The 14,396-nt window shown below is 62.4% G+C and carries 17 protein-coding genes and 1 riboswitch; of the genes, 5 read left to right on the top strand and 12 right to left on the bottom strand.

What is annotated here, in order from left to right:
- Positions 1-30 precede the first annotated feature (30 nt).
- Positions 31-525 (top strand): methyl-accepting chemotaxis protein, encoded by a 495-nt coding sequence (locus V6093_RS05245; protein WP_371044604.1) that lies wholly within the window; start codon positions 31-33, stop codon positions 523-525.
- On the opposite strand, the gene V6093_RS05240 is transcribed toward V6093_RS05245, so the two are convergent.
- The 8 genes from V6093_RS05240 to V6093_RS05205 form a co-directional block, all read right to left on the bottom strand.
- Entirely contained in the window at positions 500-3,772 is a 3,273-nt protein-coding gene (locus tag V6093_RS05240; protein ID WP_047605207.1) for a transporter substrate-binding domain-containing protein, read from the bottom strand. The genes V6093_RS05245 and V6093_RS05240 overlap by 26 nt on opposite strands.
- Positions 3,773-3,785: 13 nt before the next feature.
- A complete protein-coding gene (locus tag V6093_RS05235) occupies positions 3,786-4,400 on the bottom strand; it encodes a response regulator transcription factor (RefSeq protein WP_003253824.1) in 615 nt (204 codons plus the stop codon).
- 221 nt (positions 4,401-4,621) lie between these two features.
- Positions 4,622-4,864: a DUF1272 domain-containing protein gene (locus tag V6093_RS05230; protein ID WP_003253822.1), complete on the bottom strand. Its 243-nt coding sequence runs from the start codon at positions 4,862-4,864 to the stop codon at positions 4,622-4,624.
- Positions 4,865-4,930: 66 nt separating this feature from the next.
- The gene (gene cobM / locus V6093_RS05225; RefSeq protein ID WP_047605208.1) at positions 4,931-5,683 is read right to left on the bottom strand and encodes a precorrin-4 C(11)-methyltransferase; all 753 of its coding nucleotides are present in this window, start codon (positions 5,681-5,683) and stop codon (positions 4,931-4,933) included.
- A gap of 34 nt (positions 5,684-5,717) precedes the next feature.
- A complete protein-coding gene (locus tag V6093_RS05220; RefSeq protein WP_047605209.1) occupies positions 5,718-6,104 on the bottom strand; it encodes a cobalamin biosynthesis protein in 387 nt (128 codons plus the stop codon).
- Positions 6,104-6,790, bottom strand: coding sequence for a CbtA family protein (locus V6093_RS05215; RefSeq protein WP_003253815.1), 687 nt, complete (start codon positions 6,788-6,790; stop codon positions 6,104-6,106). Before V6093_RS05215 ends, V6093_RS05220 begins: the two co-directional genes overlap by 1 nt.
- 9 nt (positions 6,791-6,799) lie before the next feature.
- Positions 6,800-6,988: a CbtB domain-containing protein gene (locus V6093_RS05210; RefSeq protein ID WP_003253813.1), complete on the bottom strand. Its 189-nt coding sequence runs from the start codon at positions 6,986-6,988 to the stop codon at positions 6,800-6,802.
- Positions 6,989-7,080: 92 nt separating this feature from the next.
- Positions 7,081-7,304, bottom strand: a riboswitch (cobalamin riboswitch).
- 119 nt (positions 7,305-7,423) lie between these two features.
- Complete coding sequence (locus V6093_RS05205) at positions 7,424-7,903, bottom strand: GNAT family N-acetyltransferase (RefSeq protein WP_003253811.1); 480 nt, start codon at positions 7,901-7,903, stop codon at positions 7,424-7,426.
- Between the two features lie 123 nt (positions 7,904-8,026).
- On the opposite strand from V6093_RS05205, the gene V6093_RS05200 reads away from it, so the two are divergent.
- From V6093_RS05200 to V6093_RS05185, 4 genes are all read left to right on the top strand, one after another.
- Positions 8,027-8,656 (top strand): LysE family translocator, encoded by a 630-nt coding sequence (locus V6093_RS05200; RefSeq protein WP_012052198.1) that lies wholly within the window; start codon positions 8,027-8,029, stop codon positions 8,654-8,656.
- A 21-nt stretch (positions 8,657-8,677) separates the two neighbouring features.
- Complete coding sequence (locus V6093_RS05195; RefSeq protein ID WP_047605210.1) at positions 8,678-9,550, top strand: alpha/beta fold hydrolase; 873 nt, start codon at positions 8,678-8,680, stop codon at positions 9,548-9,550.
- Positions 9,551-9,646: 96 nt separating this feature from the next.
- Positions 9,647-10,534, top strand: a complete 888-nt coding sequence (locus V6093_RS05190; protein WP_047605212.1) for a pirin family protein — start codon at positions 9,647-9,649, stop codon at positions 10,532-10,534.
- Between the two features lie 297 nt (positions 10,535-10,831).
- On the top strand, positions 10,832-11,092 hold the full coding sequence (locus V6093_RS05185) for a DUF1652 domain-containing protein (protein ID WP_033725899.1): 261 nt from the start codon (positions 10,832-10,834) through the stop codon (positions 11,090-11,092).
- 105 nt (positions 11,093-11,197) lie between these two features.
- Here V6093_RS05185 and V6093_RS05180 read toward each other — a convergent pair whose 3' ends face one another.
- From V6093_RS05180 to V6093_RS05165, 4 genes are all read right to left on the bottom strand, one after another.
- On the bottom strand, positions 11,198-11,485 hold the full coding sequence (locus V6093_RS05180) for a hypothetical protein (protein ID WP_003253801.1): 288 nt from the start codon (positions 11,483-11,485) through the stop codon (positions 11,198-11,200).
- Between the two features lie 169 nt (positions 11,486-11,654).
- Positions 11,655-12,314, bottom strand: coding sequence for a DNA oxidative demethylase AlkB (gene alkB / locus V6093_RS05175; protein WP_019751428.1), 660 nt, complete (start codon positions 12,312-12,314; stop codon positions 11,655-11,657).
- A gap of 146 nt (positions 12,315-12,460) precedes the next feature.
- A complete protein-coding gene (locus V6093_RS05170; protein WP_003253796.1) occupies positions 12,461-13,906 on the bottom strand; it encodes a curlin in 1,446 nt (481 codons plus the stop codon).
- 16 nt (positions 13,907-13,922) lie between these two features.
- The gene (locus V6093_RS05165; protein ID WP_019751430.1) at positions 13,923-14,396 is read right to left on the bottom strand and encodes a curlin; all 474 of its coding nucleotides are present in this window, start codon (positions 14,394-14,396) and stop codon (positions 13,923-13,925) included.

Raw genomic sequence — 14,396 nt, 5'->3', positions numbered from 1 at the left:
AGCGCCGCCCATGCCGCCCATGCCAGTTCGGTGCAGACCGATGCCTGCGCGCGCAAGGGTACCGAAGTGGTGCAGCAGACCGTGCAGGTAATCGAGCAGATTTCCCAGGAGCTTAACGACGCAGCGCGCAGCATCGATGCGGTAAACAAGCAGTCGGATGTGATCGGGCAGATTGTGCTGACCATTCGTGGCATCGCCGACCAGACCAACCTGTTGGCCCTTAATGCAGCCATCGAGGCCGCGCGTGCCGGCGAGCACGGGCGAGGCTTTGCCGTGGTGGCCGATGAGGTGCGCAACCTGGCCGCGCGAACCAGCAAGGCCACCCTGGAAATCGTCGATGTGGTGCGGCAGAACCACGACCTGTCGCTATTGGCGGTGGCCAGCATGCAATCGAGCCTCAACCGTACCGGTCACGGCGTGGCACTGGCCAATGAGGCGGGGACAGTGATCATGGAAATTCAGCAAGGTTCACGGCACGTCGTGGACGCCATCAGCCAGATCAGCTCGACGCTGCAATTGCATTGAGCGCCTCGCGCATCTCGTCAAGCAGTGCCTGCAGGCTGACTTGCAGTTGCCCGCGTTGCTCAACGGTTGGTAGCCCTCGTGCGTGGGCGTGTTCGATGGCTTCACAGTCTTTGACCACGGTGCGCACCCTGATCATTTTGGCGCCACCCTTGATGCGGTGGGCCAAGGCGCGTACCGCTTCATCAGGGGCGTCTGTGGCCAAGGCACGCAGGGCGGCCAGGTCTTCACTGACGCTTATCGACAACTGCTCCAGCAAATGCCGCGTCAACTGTTCGTCGTCCTGGGTCAGGTGGCGCAATTCGGCCAGGTCGAACCCACCTTGGGAAGGCTCCGGCGACGGCTGCTGAGGGCGCACCTGGGGCAGATGGGTCTTGAGCGTGCGCAGACCAATCGGCTTGAACAGGCATTCGTCCATGCCGCTGGCCAGGCAGCGAGTACGCTCCTCGGCCTGGGCGTTGGCGGTCACGCCAAGAATACGGCCTGCTGGCAGGCCGTGTTCGCCCTCCAGGCTACGAATGCGCCGGGTGAGTTCATGCCCGTCCATGACCGGCATGCTGCAATCGGTGATCACCAGGTCAAAGCGTGCTTCCTGCCAGCGAGCAAGGGCGATCTCGCCATTCTCCGCCAGTGTCACGTGGTGCCCCAGGGTTTGCAGTTGCCGTTCCAGCAAGAGCAGGTTGGCTGGGTAGTCGTCGACCACCAGAATATTGAGCGGGCCGCTGTTGCTTTCATGTGTCGTGAGTTGAGGGTCCGCTTGTGCCGGTGCTTCGCAGACGGGTAACCGCAGGCTGACTTGTACCCGGGTACCAACGCCCTCGACGCTCTGAAGGCTCAGGGCGCCGCCCATCAGTTCGGCCAGGGTACGGCTGATGACCAACCCCAGGCCTGCCCCTTGACGTGCCCTTGGGCCATCGACCTGAACGAAGGCACTGAACAGCCTGGCCTGGTCGGCGGGGCTGATGCCGATGCCGGTGTCACGCACATTCAGCTCGATAGCCAGAACGCCGTGGCCGGCAACTTTGGGCAGTAGCAGGCATGCCTGCACTTCACCACGGTCGGTGAACTTGATGGCGTTGCTGATCAGGTTGGACAGAATTTGCTTGAGTCGCAGTGGGTCAGCCAGCACCCATACCGGCTCTGCAGGCAGCTCGCCCTGCAGATGCAACCCTTTGGCCCGGGCATTGCCTTCGAACACCCGCAGCGTGGCGCGCACCAGTTCGACCAGATTGGTAGGCACCGGTTGCAGGCTGATATGGCCGGATTCGATGCGGGAAATGTCGAGAATATCGCCAATCAGCTCAAGCAGGCCAATGGCCGAATCATGGGCGGTCTGCAAGGTCTGGGCGTCGCTGCGGCCGCTGCGGCTATCTTCCAGGGCCAGTTCCAGCAGACCGATCACCGCATTCATCGGGGTACGGATCTCATGGCTCATGGTGGCCAGGAAGGTGCTTTTGGTCTGGCTGGCCTGTTCGGCATCGTCTTTGGCCTGGCGTAACTGTTCCAGCAGCCCACGGCTCAGCGCGAGCTGTGCCTGCAGTGCGTGCTGTGCCTCGGTTCGCTGGTTGATCAGCTTGCGCAGGTAGCTGTTCCAGAACACCACCCCGGCCAGCAGCAGGGCCGACAGCACCAGCACCTGCAAAGCCAAGGTGCGGTAGTCGCGCCATGGGCTGTCGCTCACCAGTGTGCTGGTGCGCCAGCGGTTGATCAACTGGTCCAGTTCTTCAGGTGGAATGCTTAGCAGCGCCTTGTCGAGAATGGCCTGCAGCTGTGGCTGGTCGGCGGCTACGGCAAAGGCGGCAATGGCCGGGGCGTCGTCGAGCACGCTGGCAATGCGCAAACGGTCCTTGAACACATGGCTGATGTAATAGGCCGCATTGATATGGCTGCTCAGGGCCACGTCGGCAACACCGTTGGCCACGGCCTCCATCTGGCCCAGTGGGTTGTCAACTTCGACGATCTTGGCCTGCGGGTATCGCTGTTGCAAAACGGCCTGCAGCGGTGAGCCGCGCACCAAGGCGATGCGCTTGTCATCCAGGGCCTTGGTCTGTGCAGGTGATTCACCGTCGTTGCGGGTGACAAGCACGCGCGGGCTGACCAGATAGGGGCGGGTGTAGCGCAGTTGCTTCAAGCGGTCGGCACCATAGCCCAGCGCCCCGATCATCTGTGCCTCGCCGTGCACCAGGCGGTCGATCATGGCCTGCGATGAAGCACTCTCGACGGGTGTGAACTGCAGCCCAGTGCGCAGCGAGATCTGCTTGAGCAGGTCCAGGGTGATACCGCTAGGGCGGTGCTGAGCATCGTTGAACGTCAAAGGTGCCAGCGAGGTATTGACCAGTACGCTGATAGTGGGGTGGGCGGTGATCCAGGCTTCTTCTTCTTCGCTCAAGGCAGTGAGGTGGCGCTGCAGCAGCAGGCTGGTGTTACCACTGCTCCAGCGGCGCAGAATGTTCAGGCGTTCACTTTCGCTAATGCGTGACAGCGCCTTGTCCACCAGCCGATGCAGGCGCGGGTTGTCGCTGGCTATGGCGAAGGCAAAAGCCTCTGGAGCCAGTTGGGAGAAATGGTCGATTTTCAACGTGCCCTGAAAACTTTTGCCGATCATGTAGTCGGTGCTGATCGCATCGCCCAGATAGGCGTCTGCCTCGCCCAGCACCACAGCAGCGAGCCCGGCCAGGGTTGAGCGGTACAGGCTCAGTTGCGCCTTTGGGTACAGGGTGCGAACGCTGACGGCCGGCAGGTAGTGATCGACCATCGCCAGGCGCAGGCCAGCGAGGTCGGGCGTGCTTTTCAAGCTGTGCCCCTCACGGGTGACGATCACTGGCAGGTCGTCGGCATAGGGGGTGCTCAGGCTAAGCTGGGCGTCTGCCGCTTCGAAGGCGTTGGAGCTACCTAGCAAGTCGATATGGCCATCACGCAGGGCAGTGATGGCCTCGTGACGGCTGTCAAAACGGCGTACTTCAATGGGTATGTCAAGCTGTTCGCCGATGATGCCGGCGTAGTCTGCGCTTAACCCCTCATAGTCATGCTGACTGACATTGATTTCGAACGGGGGGTAGTCGGGGCGCGCGCTACCCAGTATCAGGCGTTGGCGATTTTTCAGCCAGTGGCGATCATCGCCGGATAACGCCAGTGGGGCAGCGGCACTGATTGAGCGCGCCAACAGATGGCGTGGTTCGCTGCTGGCCTGCAGCACCGTGGAGTTGGCCAGACCGATAGCCAGAAGGACGCTCGCCAGCAACAGTTTCATGGTAGCCGAGCGCTCAATAGACGCTGTTGCGCTTGGCCAGGTCGACCATTTCCACGAGAGACTCAGTCTTGAGCTTTTCCATGATGCGGCCCCGGTAGGTGCTGATGGTCTTGGCGCTGAGGTTCATGCACGTGCCGATGTTCTTGTTGTTCTCGCCGCGCGCAAGGCGCCGCAGCACTTCCATTTCTCGGTTGGAGAGACTGGCCAGGCGCACTGGCTCGCTCTCCAGCGAGTTGCTGTTGACCGACATTTGCGGAAAGGTCGAATAACCTTTGGTCAGGGCCTTGAGGGCGAACAGCAGGGCCTCGTGGTCCTCTTCCTTGGTGACGAAGGCACCTATCCCGGCATCCAGGCAGCGGCGTACATACAGGTCAGTGGCCTGGCCGGTCAGCACCATGATCTTCGGTACCGGCTCCAGGCTCTGCAATCGCTTGATGACTTCCATGCCGTCAAGGCCAGGCAGGCCGATGTCGAGAATGACTACGTCCGGGCGCAGTTCGCGGGCTACCTGAGCCACTTCACTGCCATTGCCGACCTCGCCGATGACATGGAAGCGCTCGCGCTCGAGCAGTAGGCGCAGGGACAGCCGGACAATGGGGTGGTCGTCGACGATCAGCACGGTTGTCATGAGGAAAACTCCTGTAGGGATGTGGTCCGCTTCCTGGAACACTCAGGAATACGTCTGCAAGTGGGGTTATCGGAAGCGCTGCACGATACGACCATTCCCGAAGTTTGGTAATGCCGAGTATAGAAGTGTTGAAAACCCCAGTGCTTTTTGTTGAAAAGTCCTACAAGAAACAGGAAAGACATCACCCTGAGAAAGCGGTGATGCCGCTTCTTTGCAGTTGTTCAGGCGCAGGCAGCGTGCGGTTTGTGTATACGCAGTGTGGAGGCAGGGTTGTTGGCCAATGCCTGGCCGACCCGCGTCGGGCGGGCTACCAACTGCCCGGTACAATTTGGGCAGCGGCCTTGGAAGCGGGTTTCGGCACAGGCACGGCAGAACGTGCATTCGAAGGAGCAGATCATAACGTCGGGGCTGTCACCCGGCAGGTCGGCATCACAGCACTCGCAGTTGGGGCGTAATTCCAGCATGGGCATGGCTCCTGTTCGCAGGCGGGAACCCGGAGTCTGCTACGCCCGAGGCAAGGCTGGCAATGTTCAGTCGCCAGGGCGGTACAGATGGGCATGCCCGGCACGGTACAAGGCCGATTCGGCGAACGGTGTATCCCCCAGTACGTGGCCTACCAGGATCAGCGCCGTGCGCCGGAAATCCTTGGTCGCTACGCGTTCGACGATATCACCGAGGTTGCCGCGCACCCAATCCTGGTCTGGCCAGGTGGCCCGATGCACCACCGCAACCGGGCAGTGCGCGCCGTAGTGCGGCATCAACTCATCGACAATGCGCGACAGGTGCTTGACCCCCAGATGAATTGCCAGGGTGCTGCCATGGCGCGCCAGGTCGCCTAACTGCTCACCCGGCGGCATGGGCGAGCTGTCGCCATAGCGGGTGAGGATCACGGTCTGCGCCACTTGAGGCAAGGTCAGCTCGCAGCCGAGCAGGGCGGCGCTCGCTGCCGTGGCGGTAACGCCGGGGATGATCTGGTAATCGATGCCCAGCGCCTGCAGGTGGCGAATCTGTTCACCGATGGCGCCGTACAGGCTGGGGTCGCCGCTGTGCACCCGGGCCACATCCTGACCTTTTTCGTGTGCGCTGCGCATGGCAGTGATGATCTGTTCCAGATGCAGTTCGGCGCTGTTGATCACGGTTTCGGCCTGGTGGCCTTCGAGCACGGCGGCGGGTACCAGTGAACCGGCATAAATGATCACCGGGCACTGACGAATCAGCCGTTGGCCCTTGACCGTGATCAGCTCCGGGTCGCCGGGGCCGGCACCGATAAAGTAGATGGTCATGCAAAGTCCTGGCAAAAAAGAGGGTACGAAACGCTCAGCAGGCCAGGGCGAGCGTCGCCGGGCCCAGTACCTGGCGCGTCAGCAGCAGCCTGGCCGAACCCTGCCGCTGGCTGGCCAAGGCCAGTGCCGCGCTCTCGGCTACGCCCCAACAGCCACTGTGCTGGTGGGCAGCGGCGGAACGGTGGCTGAGCAGTGGTTCATAGGGTTGCAGTTGCGCGCCATGGTACAGCACCAAGGGCAAACCGAGGCGCTCTGCCAATTGCTGCAAGCCGGGCTCGTCGGCCTTCAGGCTGATGCTTGCGATGCCGCGCAGGTCGGCCAGCGCCAGGCCCTGGTTGTCCAGGGCCTGGCGCAGCAAGCGTTGCAAGGCATCTGCCGGGCAACCCCGGCGGCAGCCAAAACCGGCATAGAAGGCAGGCATCAAGCCTGGCTGGAACGGCGGAACAGCCAGGCGCTGAGCAGGCCCAAGGCCAGCCAGAAGGCGGCGTTGGTCAGCCAGGAGGCGACTTTGAACTGGGTTTCCAATGCTTCAGGGGCCAGGCTTTCGTGCACCTCGGGTTGCGGTGCACCGATTACATGGGGAATGACCAGCAGTACGGCGCCCAGCGCCTTCAGCAGCCAGTGGCGGGCGAACACCAGCAAGGCCAGGCCCAGCGCTGTGGCACTGGCTGTACCAACCCACCAGGTTTGGCGTTGCCCCAGGTCGGCGGCCGCAGTCCCCGGCAGTTCTGGTGGCAAGCCCAGGGTGGGAGCCAGGCAGAACACGGCGAAGCCAGCCAACCCCCACAATGCGCCAGTGGTAGCGCGTTTGGGCTCGCGAAGGCTGTACAGGGCGGCGAGGATCAGGGCGAAGCCGACTGCGACCACCAGGTTGCCGCCTGTGGTGGACAGCACGCGCTGCCAGCCGTCTTCCGGCGACCAGGCTTCGGCGCTGTGTTCATGAGCGGCCACTTCGCTACCGTGTTCGTGGTGTGCGGCCGGGGCCGAGGACTCGTAGGTTTCCGCCTCCAGAATCAGCGGGGCAACCCAGAAGCTTTGCAGCAAGGTCAGCAACAGGGCTGCAAGGAGCCCGCTGAAACCCGCAGTACGGGCAATGCGCGTGATCATCAGGCGTACTCAGTGGCAGGGGAAGGCGGCGCTGTGGCGGGTGTCGTGGGCGGCGTTGTGCACAGCCTCGATGTGCGAGAACCCGGCAAAGTACACCAGGCACAAACCCAGCAAGCTGGCACCGACGGCGATGATTACACGCTGGCTGAGGGTAACGGGGGTAGCAAGGCTGTGTTGTTTGGCGCTGGTGACGGGCATGACGCGATCCTCTGCTTTTTGTGGGCAATGGGCGAGCGCGGCAGCCCCGGACGTGGTCGCCCAAGGGAATGCAACAGCGCCCGCCCACCGCGGGGTGTTCATGAACGCCAGGCCGGTCTCCGGGCTTGCGAGGAAGAGCTGGGCTCCTGGAACGCGTCACCTTCCCATGCCGCACTACAAGGCACAGTGGTACAGACGCTTCACTCGCTTACCGTTGCGGGGGCAGCACCGGCATTGTCCGGCCCTGCTGAAGGGCCTGGGACGCACCGGTTTCCCGTTTCACCCCCTGAGGGGCACCTGAACGTGAGGCATAAGGAGAGCATGGGGCGGGCTTGGCGTCAATGTCATACAGCGCGCGAGGCTGCCGAGCAGCAGGTAGGACAGGCTCAGGCCTGCCGTGTTCTTCCAGCAGGCAGAAGTGCAGAAACCGGGCGATCACCCGCGGGCGAATGCCGCCAGCTTGTCGCCATCCAGGCGGTAGCGCACCCACTCATCCTGCGCCTCGGCCCCCAGCTTCTGGTAGAAGCCGATCGCTGGCTCGTTCCAGTCCAGCACGCTCCATTCCAGGCGCCCGCAGTTGTTCGCCAGCGCTTCGCGGGCAATGTGCTGCAACAACTGCCGGCCGGCGCCATCGCCGCGTTGCTCGGGGGTTACGTACAGGTCTTCCAAATAGATGCCATTGCGCCCGAGCCAGGTCGAGTAGCTGTAGAAGTACACGGCAAAGCCAATTGCACGGCCATCACGCTCGCACATCAGGGTGTGCACAGTGCTGCCTTCGTCGAACAGGCTGTGCTCGATATCGGCAAGGGTGGCGACCACCTCGTGGCGCGCGCGTTCGTACTCGGCCAGTTCGGTGATGAAGGTGAGGATCTGCTCGGCATCGGTACGAACGGCAGGGCGAATGGTAAGGCTCATGGTGACGGCTTCCTTGATCCGGGTTGTCGGTACAGTGATGTGTATCTGCGTAATTTAATCGAACTGTACCGGTTGCTGGGAGTGGCGCTCCGTTAGTGTGACAGCACCCATAAAGAAAGTGGAATGCCCGCCATGCTTGCCTCTGCCGACCTGCTGACCGCCTTTGTGCTGTTTGCCTTCGTGTCTTCCATCACCCCGGGTCCCAACAACACCATGTTGCTGGCCTCGGGGGTGAACTTCGGCGTGCGCCGCTCGGTCCCTCATGCCTTGGGTATCAGTTTTGGTTTCATGATGATGGTGCTGGCCGTCGGCCTGGGGCTGGGTGAAGTATTCAAGGCCTGGCCACCCTTGTACACGGTGCTGCGCTACGCTGGCGCCGCCTATCTGCTGTACCTGGCCTGGAAGATCGCCACTTCCGGGCCGGTCGGCACGGCCGCGTCCAGTGCCCGTAAACCGCTGGGCTTCTGGGGGGCGGCGGCGTTCCAGTGGGTCAACCCCAAGGCTTGGGTGATGGCGGTAGGGGCGATTACCACCTACACGCCAGCGCAAGGCTATGTAACCAACGTGATCGTCATTGCGGCCTTGTTCGCGTTGGTCAACTTGCCCAGCGTGGGGGTATGGGTGATGTTCGGCAGCGCCCTGCGCAACCTGTTGCAAAACTCGCGCTGGCTGATGCTGTTCAATGTCGTGATGGCCTTGTTGCTGGTGATTTCACTGTACCCGCTGCTGTTTGTAGAATCAGCGTTTTCCTGACCCCGAGAGTACAGTAAGCCGATGCAGTTGATTCCCTGGTCCCACGAATGCGCCGAAGGTTTCACCCTGCGTGGCTGGCGAACCCCGGCCAGTGGCAAACCGCTGCTGCACTTCCTGCATGGCAACGGCTTCTGTTGTCTGGCTTACCAACCGTTGCTGATGCGCCTGGGCGAGCATTTCGACCTGTGGCTTTGCGACGTTCAGGGCCATGGGGACAGTGACCATGGTGGGGTGTTTCGCGGCTGGAACCGCACCGCTGCCTTGGCGGTGGAGGCCTTTCAGGGCGGACGTGGCGAGTATGGCGACGTACAGCGGTTTGCCGTAGGCCACAGCTTTGGTGGCGTGCTTACGGGGCTGATCCTGGGCAGTGAGCCGCAACTGTTCGCCCGTGCCGTGCTGCTCGACCCGGTACTGTTCAGCCGACGCATGATCGGTGTGATGGGGGCGGCAGCCCTGGTCGGCCTGCATCAGCGTCACGCCCTGGCCCGTAAGGCCGCCAGCCGCCGCAGCCACTGGCCCGATCGCGAGTCGGCGTTGGCCTCGCTGGAAGGGCGCGGTATCTTCAAAGGCTGGACCCATGCGGCACTGCAGGCCTATGTCGAGCATGCCATCGGTGAGTGTGGCGAGGCCGTGGTGCTCAAGTGCCGGCCCAGCCGTGAAGTGGAGATCTTCAGCTCATTCCCTAAACGCATGTGGGCCAGTCTGGCCGCAATCACGACGCCGACACGGGTGTTGTACGGAGAAGACACCTATCCCTTTGTGCCACATTCGGTCAATCGCCTGGCGCTGCTAAACCGCAATGTGACCGCACGGCAAGTTCCCGGTGGGCACTGTTTCATGCAGGAAGACCCGGCCATGGCGGCGGAGCAGGTGCTCGATTTCTTGCAGGGTTGATTGTTCCGCACGTGGGACGATGCATGCCATTTTAGCCAGCTACCGCGTGATTGGCATCATTGATAAGGTTATCTCAGCCAAGAGAGGAGCCTTCTCATGAAAACGATTCTGGGTATTCACCGCAGCCCCCACGCCCATTGGGTGGGGGATGGTTTCCCGGTGCGCAGCCTGTTCACCTACGACAACCTGGCCAGCCGGATCAGCCCGTTCCTGCTGCTGGACTACGCCGGTCCGCATGACTTCACCCCGACCCAAGCACGACGCGGTGTAGGCCAACATCCGCATCGCGGCTTCGAGACCGTGACCATCGTCTACCAAGGTGAACTGGAGCACCGTGATTCCACCGGTGCTGGCGGCTTGATCGGTCCAGGTGACGTGCAGTGGATGACGGCGGCCAACGGCATCATTCATGAAGAGTTTCATTCCCCGGACTTTGCACGCAGTGGCGGCACGCTGGAAATGGTCCAGCTGTGGGTGAACCTGCCGGCGCGGGACAAGCGTGCAGCGGCCGGCTACCAGACGCTGCTGGCCGGCGACATTCCGGTGGTAGCGCTCGACGGTGATGCCGGGCGCTTGCGGGTGATTGCCGGTGACTACCATGGCCACCAAGGGCCGGCCAGAACCTTCACCGCGATGGACGTGTGGGATTTGCGGCTCAACGCCGGCGCGGCCTTGCAGTTGCCGGTCGCTGCCGGTCGCAATGCGGCGCTGGTGGTGTTGCGTGGTAACGTTCGAATCAACGGCGAGCGCGAAGCAGGCCCGTCCAGCCTGGTGCTGCTCGACCGGGAGGGTGTAGACGTAGCTGTCGAGGCGCTGGACGGCGCAAGTGTGCTGCTGCTCAGCGGTGAGCCAATCGATGAGCCGATCGTCGGCTACGGCCCGTTCGTGATGAACAGCCAGGCGGAGATTGCCGAGTCGTTCGATGATTTCCATGCCGGGCGGTTTGGGCAGATGCAGGATGAGAGGGGAGGTGCCGCGCACTGATCCTGTTGATTGGGTGGCCTGTCCCGGCCCTGTCGCTGGCAGGCCATCTTCCCACGGCCACCCGGCTGTACATTGGTCAACGCGTTGCTGACCAAGACCACTCGTCGTCAAGTCTGCTAATGCAGTCGAACACTCGGCCCTCGCGGAGAATCTTCCACTAAGGTGCTAAAGGATCCCCCGCAAGCTCATTGCCCGGGCGCATGGACAGCTGGCCGAGCATGCGCAATATCAATTGGCGCCCCGCCCGACAAAGGCGTACTCCCAAACAACAGGCCATCCCACAGAGAGGGTCGTACCATGTCGTTGATAGGCGTTTCGATACTAGAGATGCGGCAACTGATCGAGCAGGCCTGCTTGCCAGACCGCTGTGAAGTCAGCTGCCCGGACGGCGCCAACCTGACCATCCGCCTGGGCCAGGGCCAGGATCTCGATCAGGGCGTGACCCTCAGCGGGGTCGCGCTGCAAAACCTCAACAGTTGCCGTGACCTGGTCAACCTGGTGGAGCAGCTGCATGCGCTGCGTGACAACCACCCGGCGCCACTCAAGGCGATTGCCTGAGCGCGCCTGTCGTGCCTCGGTCAGCCTAGGCTGGCCGGGCATAGATGGCTGCTGAAAGCAACGCGCTGGCATGCGCCCAGGCAGCCACAACCCCCGTTGATCGGCTTATTGCAGTTCCAGCAGCAGGTTCAATCCACCGTCGCCGCACTTTCCCTTCTCGCGAACCACGCCGTGGTAACTCCGCCCATCCCAGACGAAGGCCACACTGTGAGCTCGGTCGATCTTGTCAGGCAGTGGGGGGCACACGTGCAGGCGCAGCCCTGGGCGACCCTGCAGGTTGAGGGCGGCGAGCTGGCATTGGCATTCCACGCGTTGCGCCACCGGGCCGAACAGGGTGTCGCGTACGTAATCGAGCTGCAGCGAAGCATTGGGTGCGCGGCCAGGCATCTTCATCGGTACATGGCTCCGTTGCAACGGCTCGAAGAACCAGGCGGGTTGGGCATGGCAGGCTCCAGACAAAAGAAAGGCGGCTTATCATTCGAAGCTTGCCTGGCCAAGATGTTCAATGTGTTTCATGTGCGTTCATCTTGTTTTGCGCGGGGTGGCAGATGACGGCCCCTGTTCAGGCACCCGCCTTGCGCAAGGTCAGGTTGATCCGCCGTTCGCCCAGGCGCGGATGCACACCGGGTTTGATCGGTAGCACGCCGTGGAAGCGCAAGCGGTCTTCGCCGCCCCAAACCAGCACATCGCCGTGGCTCAGCGCAATGCGCTGAGCCTTGTCGGCACGCTGCAGGCCGCCGAACAGGAACACCGCCGGTAAGCCCAATGACACCGACACGATCGGCTGGCCGAAATCCTGCTCGTCGCGGTCCTGGTGCAGACTCAGGCGTGTGCCTGGCAGGTAATGGTTGACCAGGCAGGCATCCGGCACAAAACCGTCAAACCCGGCCATGGCTGCCGCGCGGGAGGCCAAGGCGAGCAGAACCGGGGGCAGGGCGGGCCAGGGCTGGCCACTGAGTGGGTCGCTGGGGCTGTACCGGTAGCCATGTTGATCACTCACCCACCCCAGCGTACCGCAGTTGGTCAGGCCCACTGCCATGCGCAGGCCTCCTGGGGTGTACATGTGCCGGAACGGCGCAGCACGCAGCACCGGACGCAGGGCATCAAGCAGCGCCTCGGTTTCGGCCAGGGCGAAGCCGGGCAGCAGCACGGTGTGGCTGGCCAGGCGTTGCGGCTGGGCGCCGAACAGGTCGAGGTCGGACTGGATCATGCGGCTGCACATTTTCGAGCGGTTTGCCATTGTACCCGACAGATACACGTCAAGGGATCGCACACGCCGATCGGATCGAACGATTGCAGAGGGCGGGATAACAGAAAAAGGAACCGCGGCACCAGGGAGAGGAGCACCGCGGTTCAAGGGGGAGCGGTTTACTGCTGGGTCACAGTGGCCAGGTTCGCGCTGCCCAGCTGGGTGATGGTGGCGGATTGGGCGACGCCACTTTGGTCGACGAACGCCTTGTTGCTTTGGCCTCCCTGGGTCACGTAGGCGACGTTGATGCTGTCAGTCTGTTTGATGGTGGCTTCGTTTCCGCTTCCGTAGAGTTGGTTGGTGTAGCTCTGGTTGCTATAGCCGGACTGGTCGAGCGTGATGGTGTTGCCGGTGCCCTGGCTGCTGCCGTAGGCATAGTTGTCGGTCCCACGCTGGTCGGCGATCAGAATGTTGTCAGTGCCGTTCTGTTCGAAGTACAGCTCGTTGCTGACGTCATCCTGCTTGGTCGACATCTGGTTGCCTTTACCCGTCTGGGTCAGCGTGGCCTGCTGGTCAGCGCCCTTCTGGGTAAGATTGACACCGTTGCCATTGCCCGTCTGGTTGATGGTGGCGTTTTGGTTGGTGCCGAACTGGCCACCCATCTTGGCGCCTTTCCAGTTACTGGCGGTGATGCTGTTGCCATTGCCTTGGGTGTTGATGGTCAGGTTGAGGTTCTCACCATTCTGATAGGTGAAATGCAGGTTGTTGTTGCCGGTTTGGGTAATGGTGGTGGTCGAGTTGTTGGTCTCGAACTGGTCCGACCAACTGGCGTTGGCATTGCCTTGCTGCGACAGGCTGACCTTGTTGCTGACGCCGAAGCTCTGGTCGATATAGCCTTCGTTCGACTGGCCGGTCTGGACTACGGAGGCCTGGCTACCGATCTGTGTGTCCTGCCACACTTCCACGGAGTTGCCGCCCCCGTACTGGCCAATGGCAATGGTGCCACCGGTGCCTTCGCGCTGGTCGCCATAGGCCCAGTTGTCGTGGCCATCCTGATAGACCTGGATATCGCCATCGATATGGTTCAGGTGCTCGGCGGCGGCGTAGTTGTCCTGGCCGGTCTGGTTGACGGTGCTGCGGTTGTTGCTGCCACCGAAGGTCTGCTCGATGAACGCTTCGTTGCGCTGGCCGGATTGCCAGCTGGTGGCTTTGCTGCCTTCCTGGCTGTCCTGCCACACGGTGGATTTATTGCCGACGCCTTGTTGGGTTTGCAGCGATTCGTTGTTCGACCCTATCGACTGGCTGGCGAAGGCATCGTTGTAGCTGCCTCCGGCGTGCTGGGTGATCTGGCTGCCGTTCTCGAACAGTTGCTCAGCGTAGCCGGCGTTGTACTGGCCGGTGGCGCTCTGCTGAATATCGCTGGTGCTTTCGGTCTGCACGGCGAGGTGGTTGTGGCCCTTGCCAGTCTGGTTCTGGGTGGCCGAGGCGAAGGATGCCTGGGTCTGAGAGACTTCGGCGATGTTTTCCTTGCCGTCCTGGGTCTGGGACGAGGTGCTGTCAGCAGCCATGGCCTGACCTGCGAGGGCCAGGACGATAGCGGCACTTAACGGAGCGAGCTTGTACATGGTGGTGCCTCCAGGTCTATCGGTATTGGGTGATCTGAACATGCTGGCCATTGCCAGCCTGGGTCACGGAGCTGTTGAGACCCGAGCCGGACTGCACGATGCTGGCGCTGTTGTCGTTGCCGATCTGCTCGATGGCAGCGTTGTTGCTGCTGCCACTCTGGCGAATCGACGCGCTGTTGCCATTTCCCTGTTGGCGGATGATGGCCATCAGGTCACTGCCTTCCTGCAAGATGTACGCTTCCTGGGCACCGCCGGACTGGACGATACGGCCCAGCAGGGCCTGACCGTTCTGGTCGAGGGCGGCGCGGTTGCCTGACCCGTGTTGCTCGATCACCGCAGCCTGGCCGGCACCGGCCGGCAGCAGGCGGATGATCACGGGTTCACCGAGGTCGTTGCCGGGTGCGAGGTCGGCATTGTCCATCAGGTCCTCTGCCCAGCAGGCCTGGCCCGCCAGGGCCAGGCAGAGCAACAGGGAGTACAGCCGTTTCAT

Source organism: Pseudomonas putida group bacterium ESBL64 (assembly GCF_045277175.1).
GTDB classification, from domain to species: domain Bacteria; phylum Pseudomonadota; class Gammaproteobacteria; order Pseudomonadales; family Pseudomonadaceae; genus Aquipseudomonas; species Aquipseudomonas alloputida.
The sequence above is the reverse complement of the archived record's forward strand: the minus strand, read 5'-3'. Positions and strand labels throughout refer to the sequence as shown.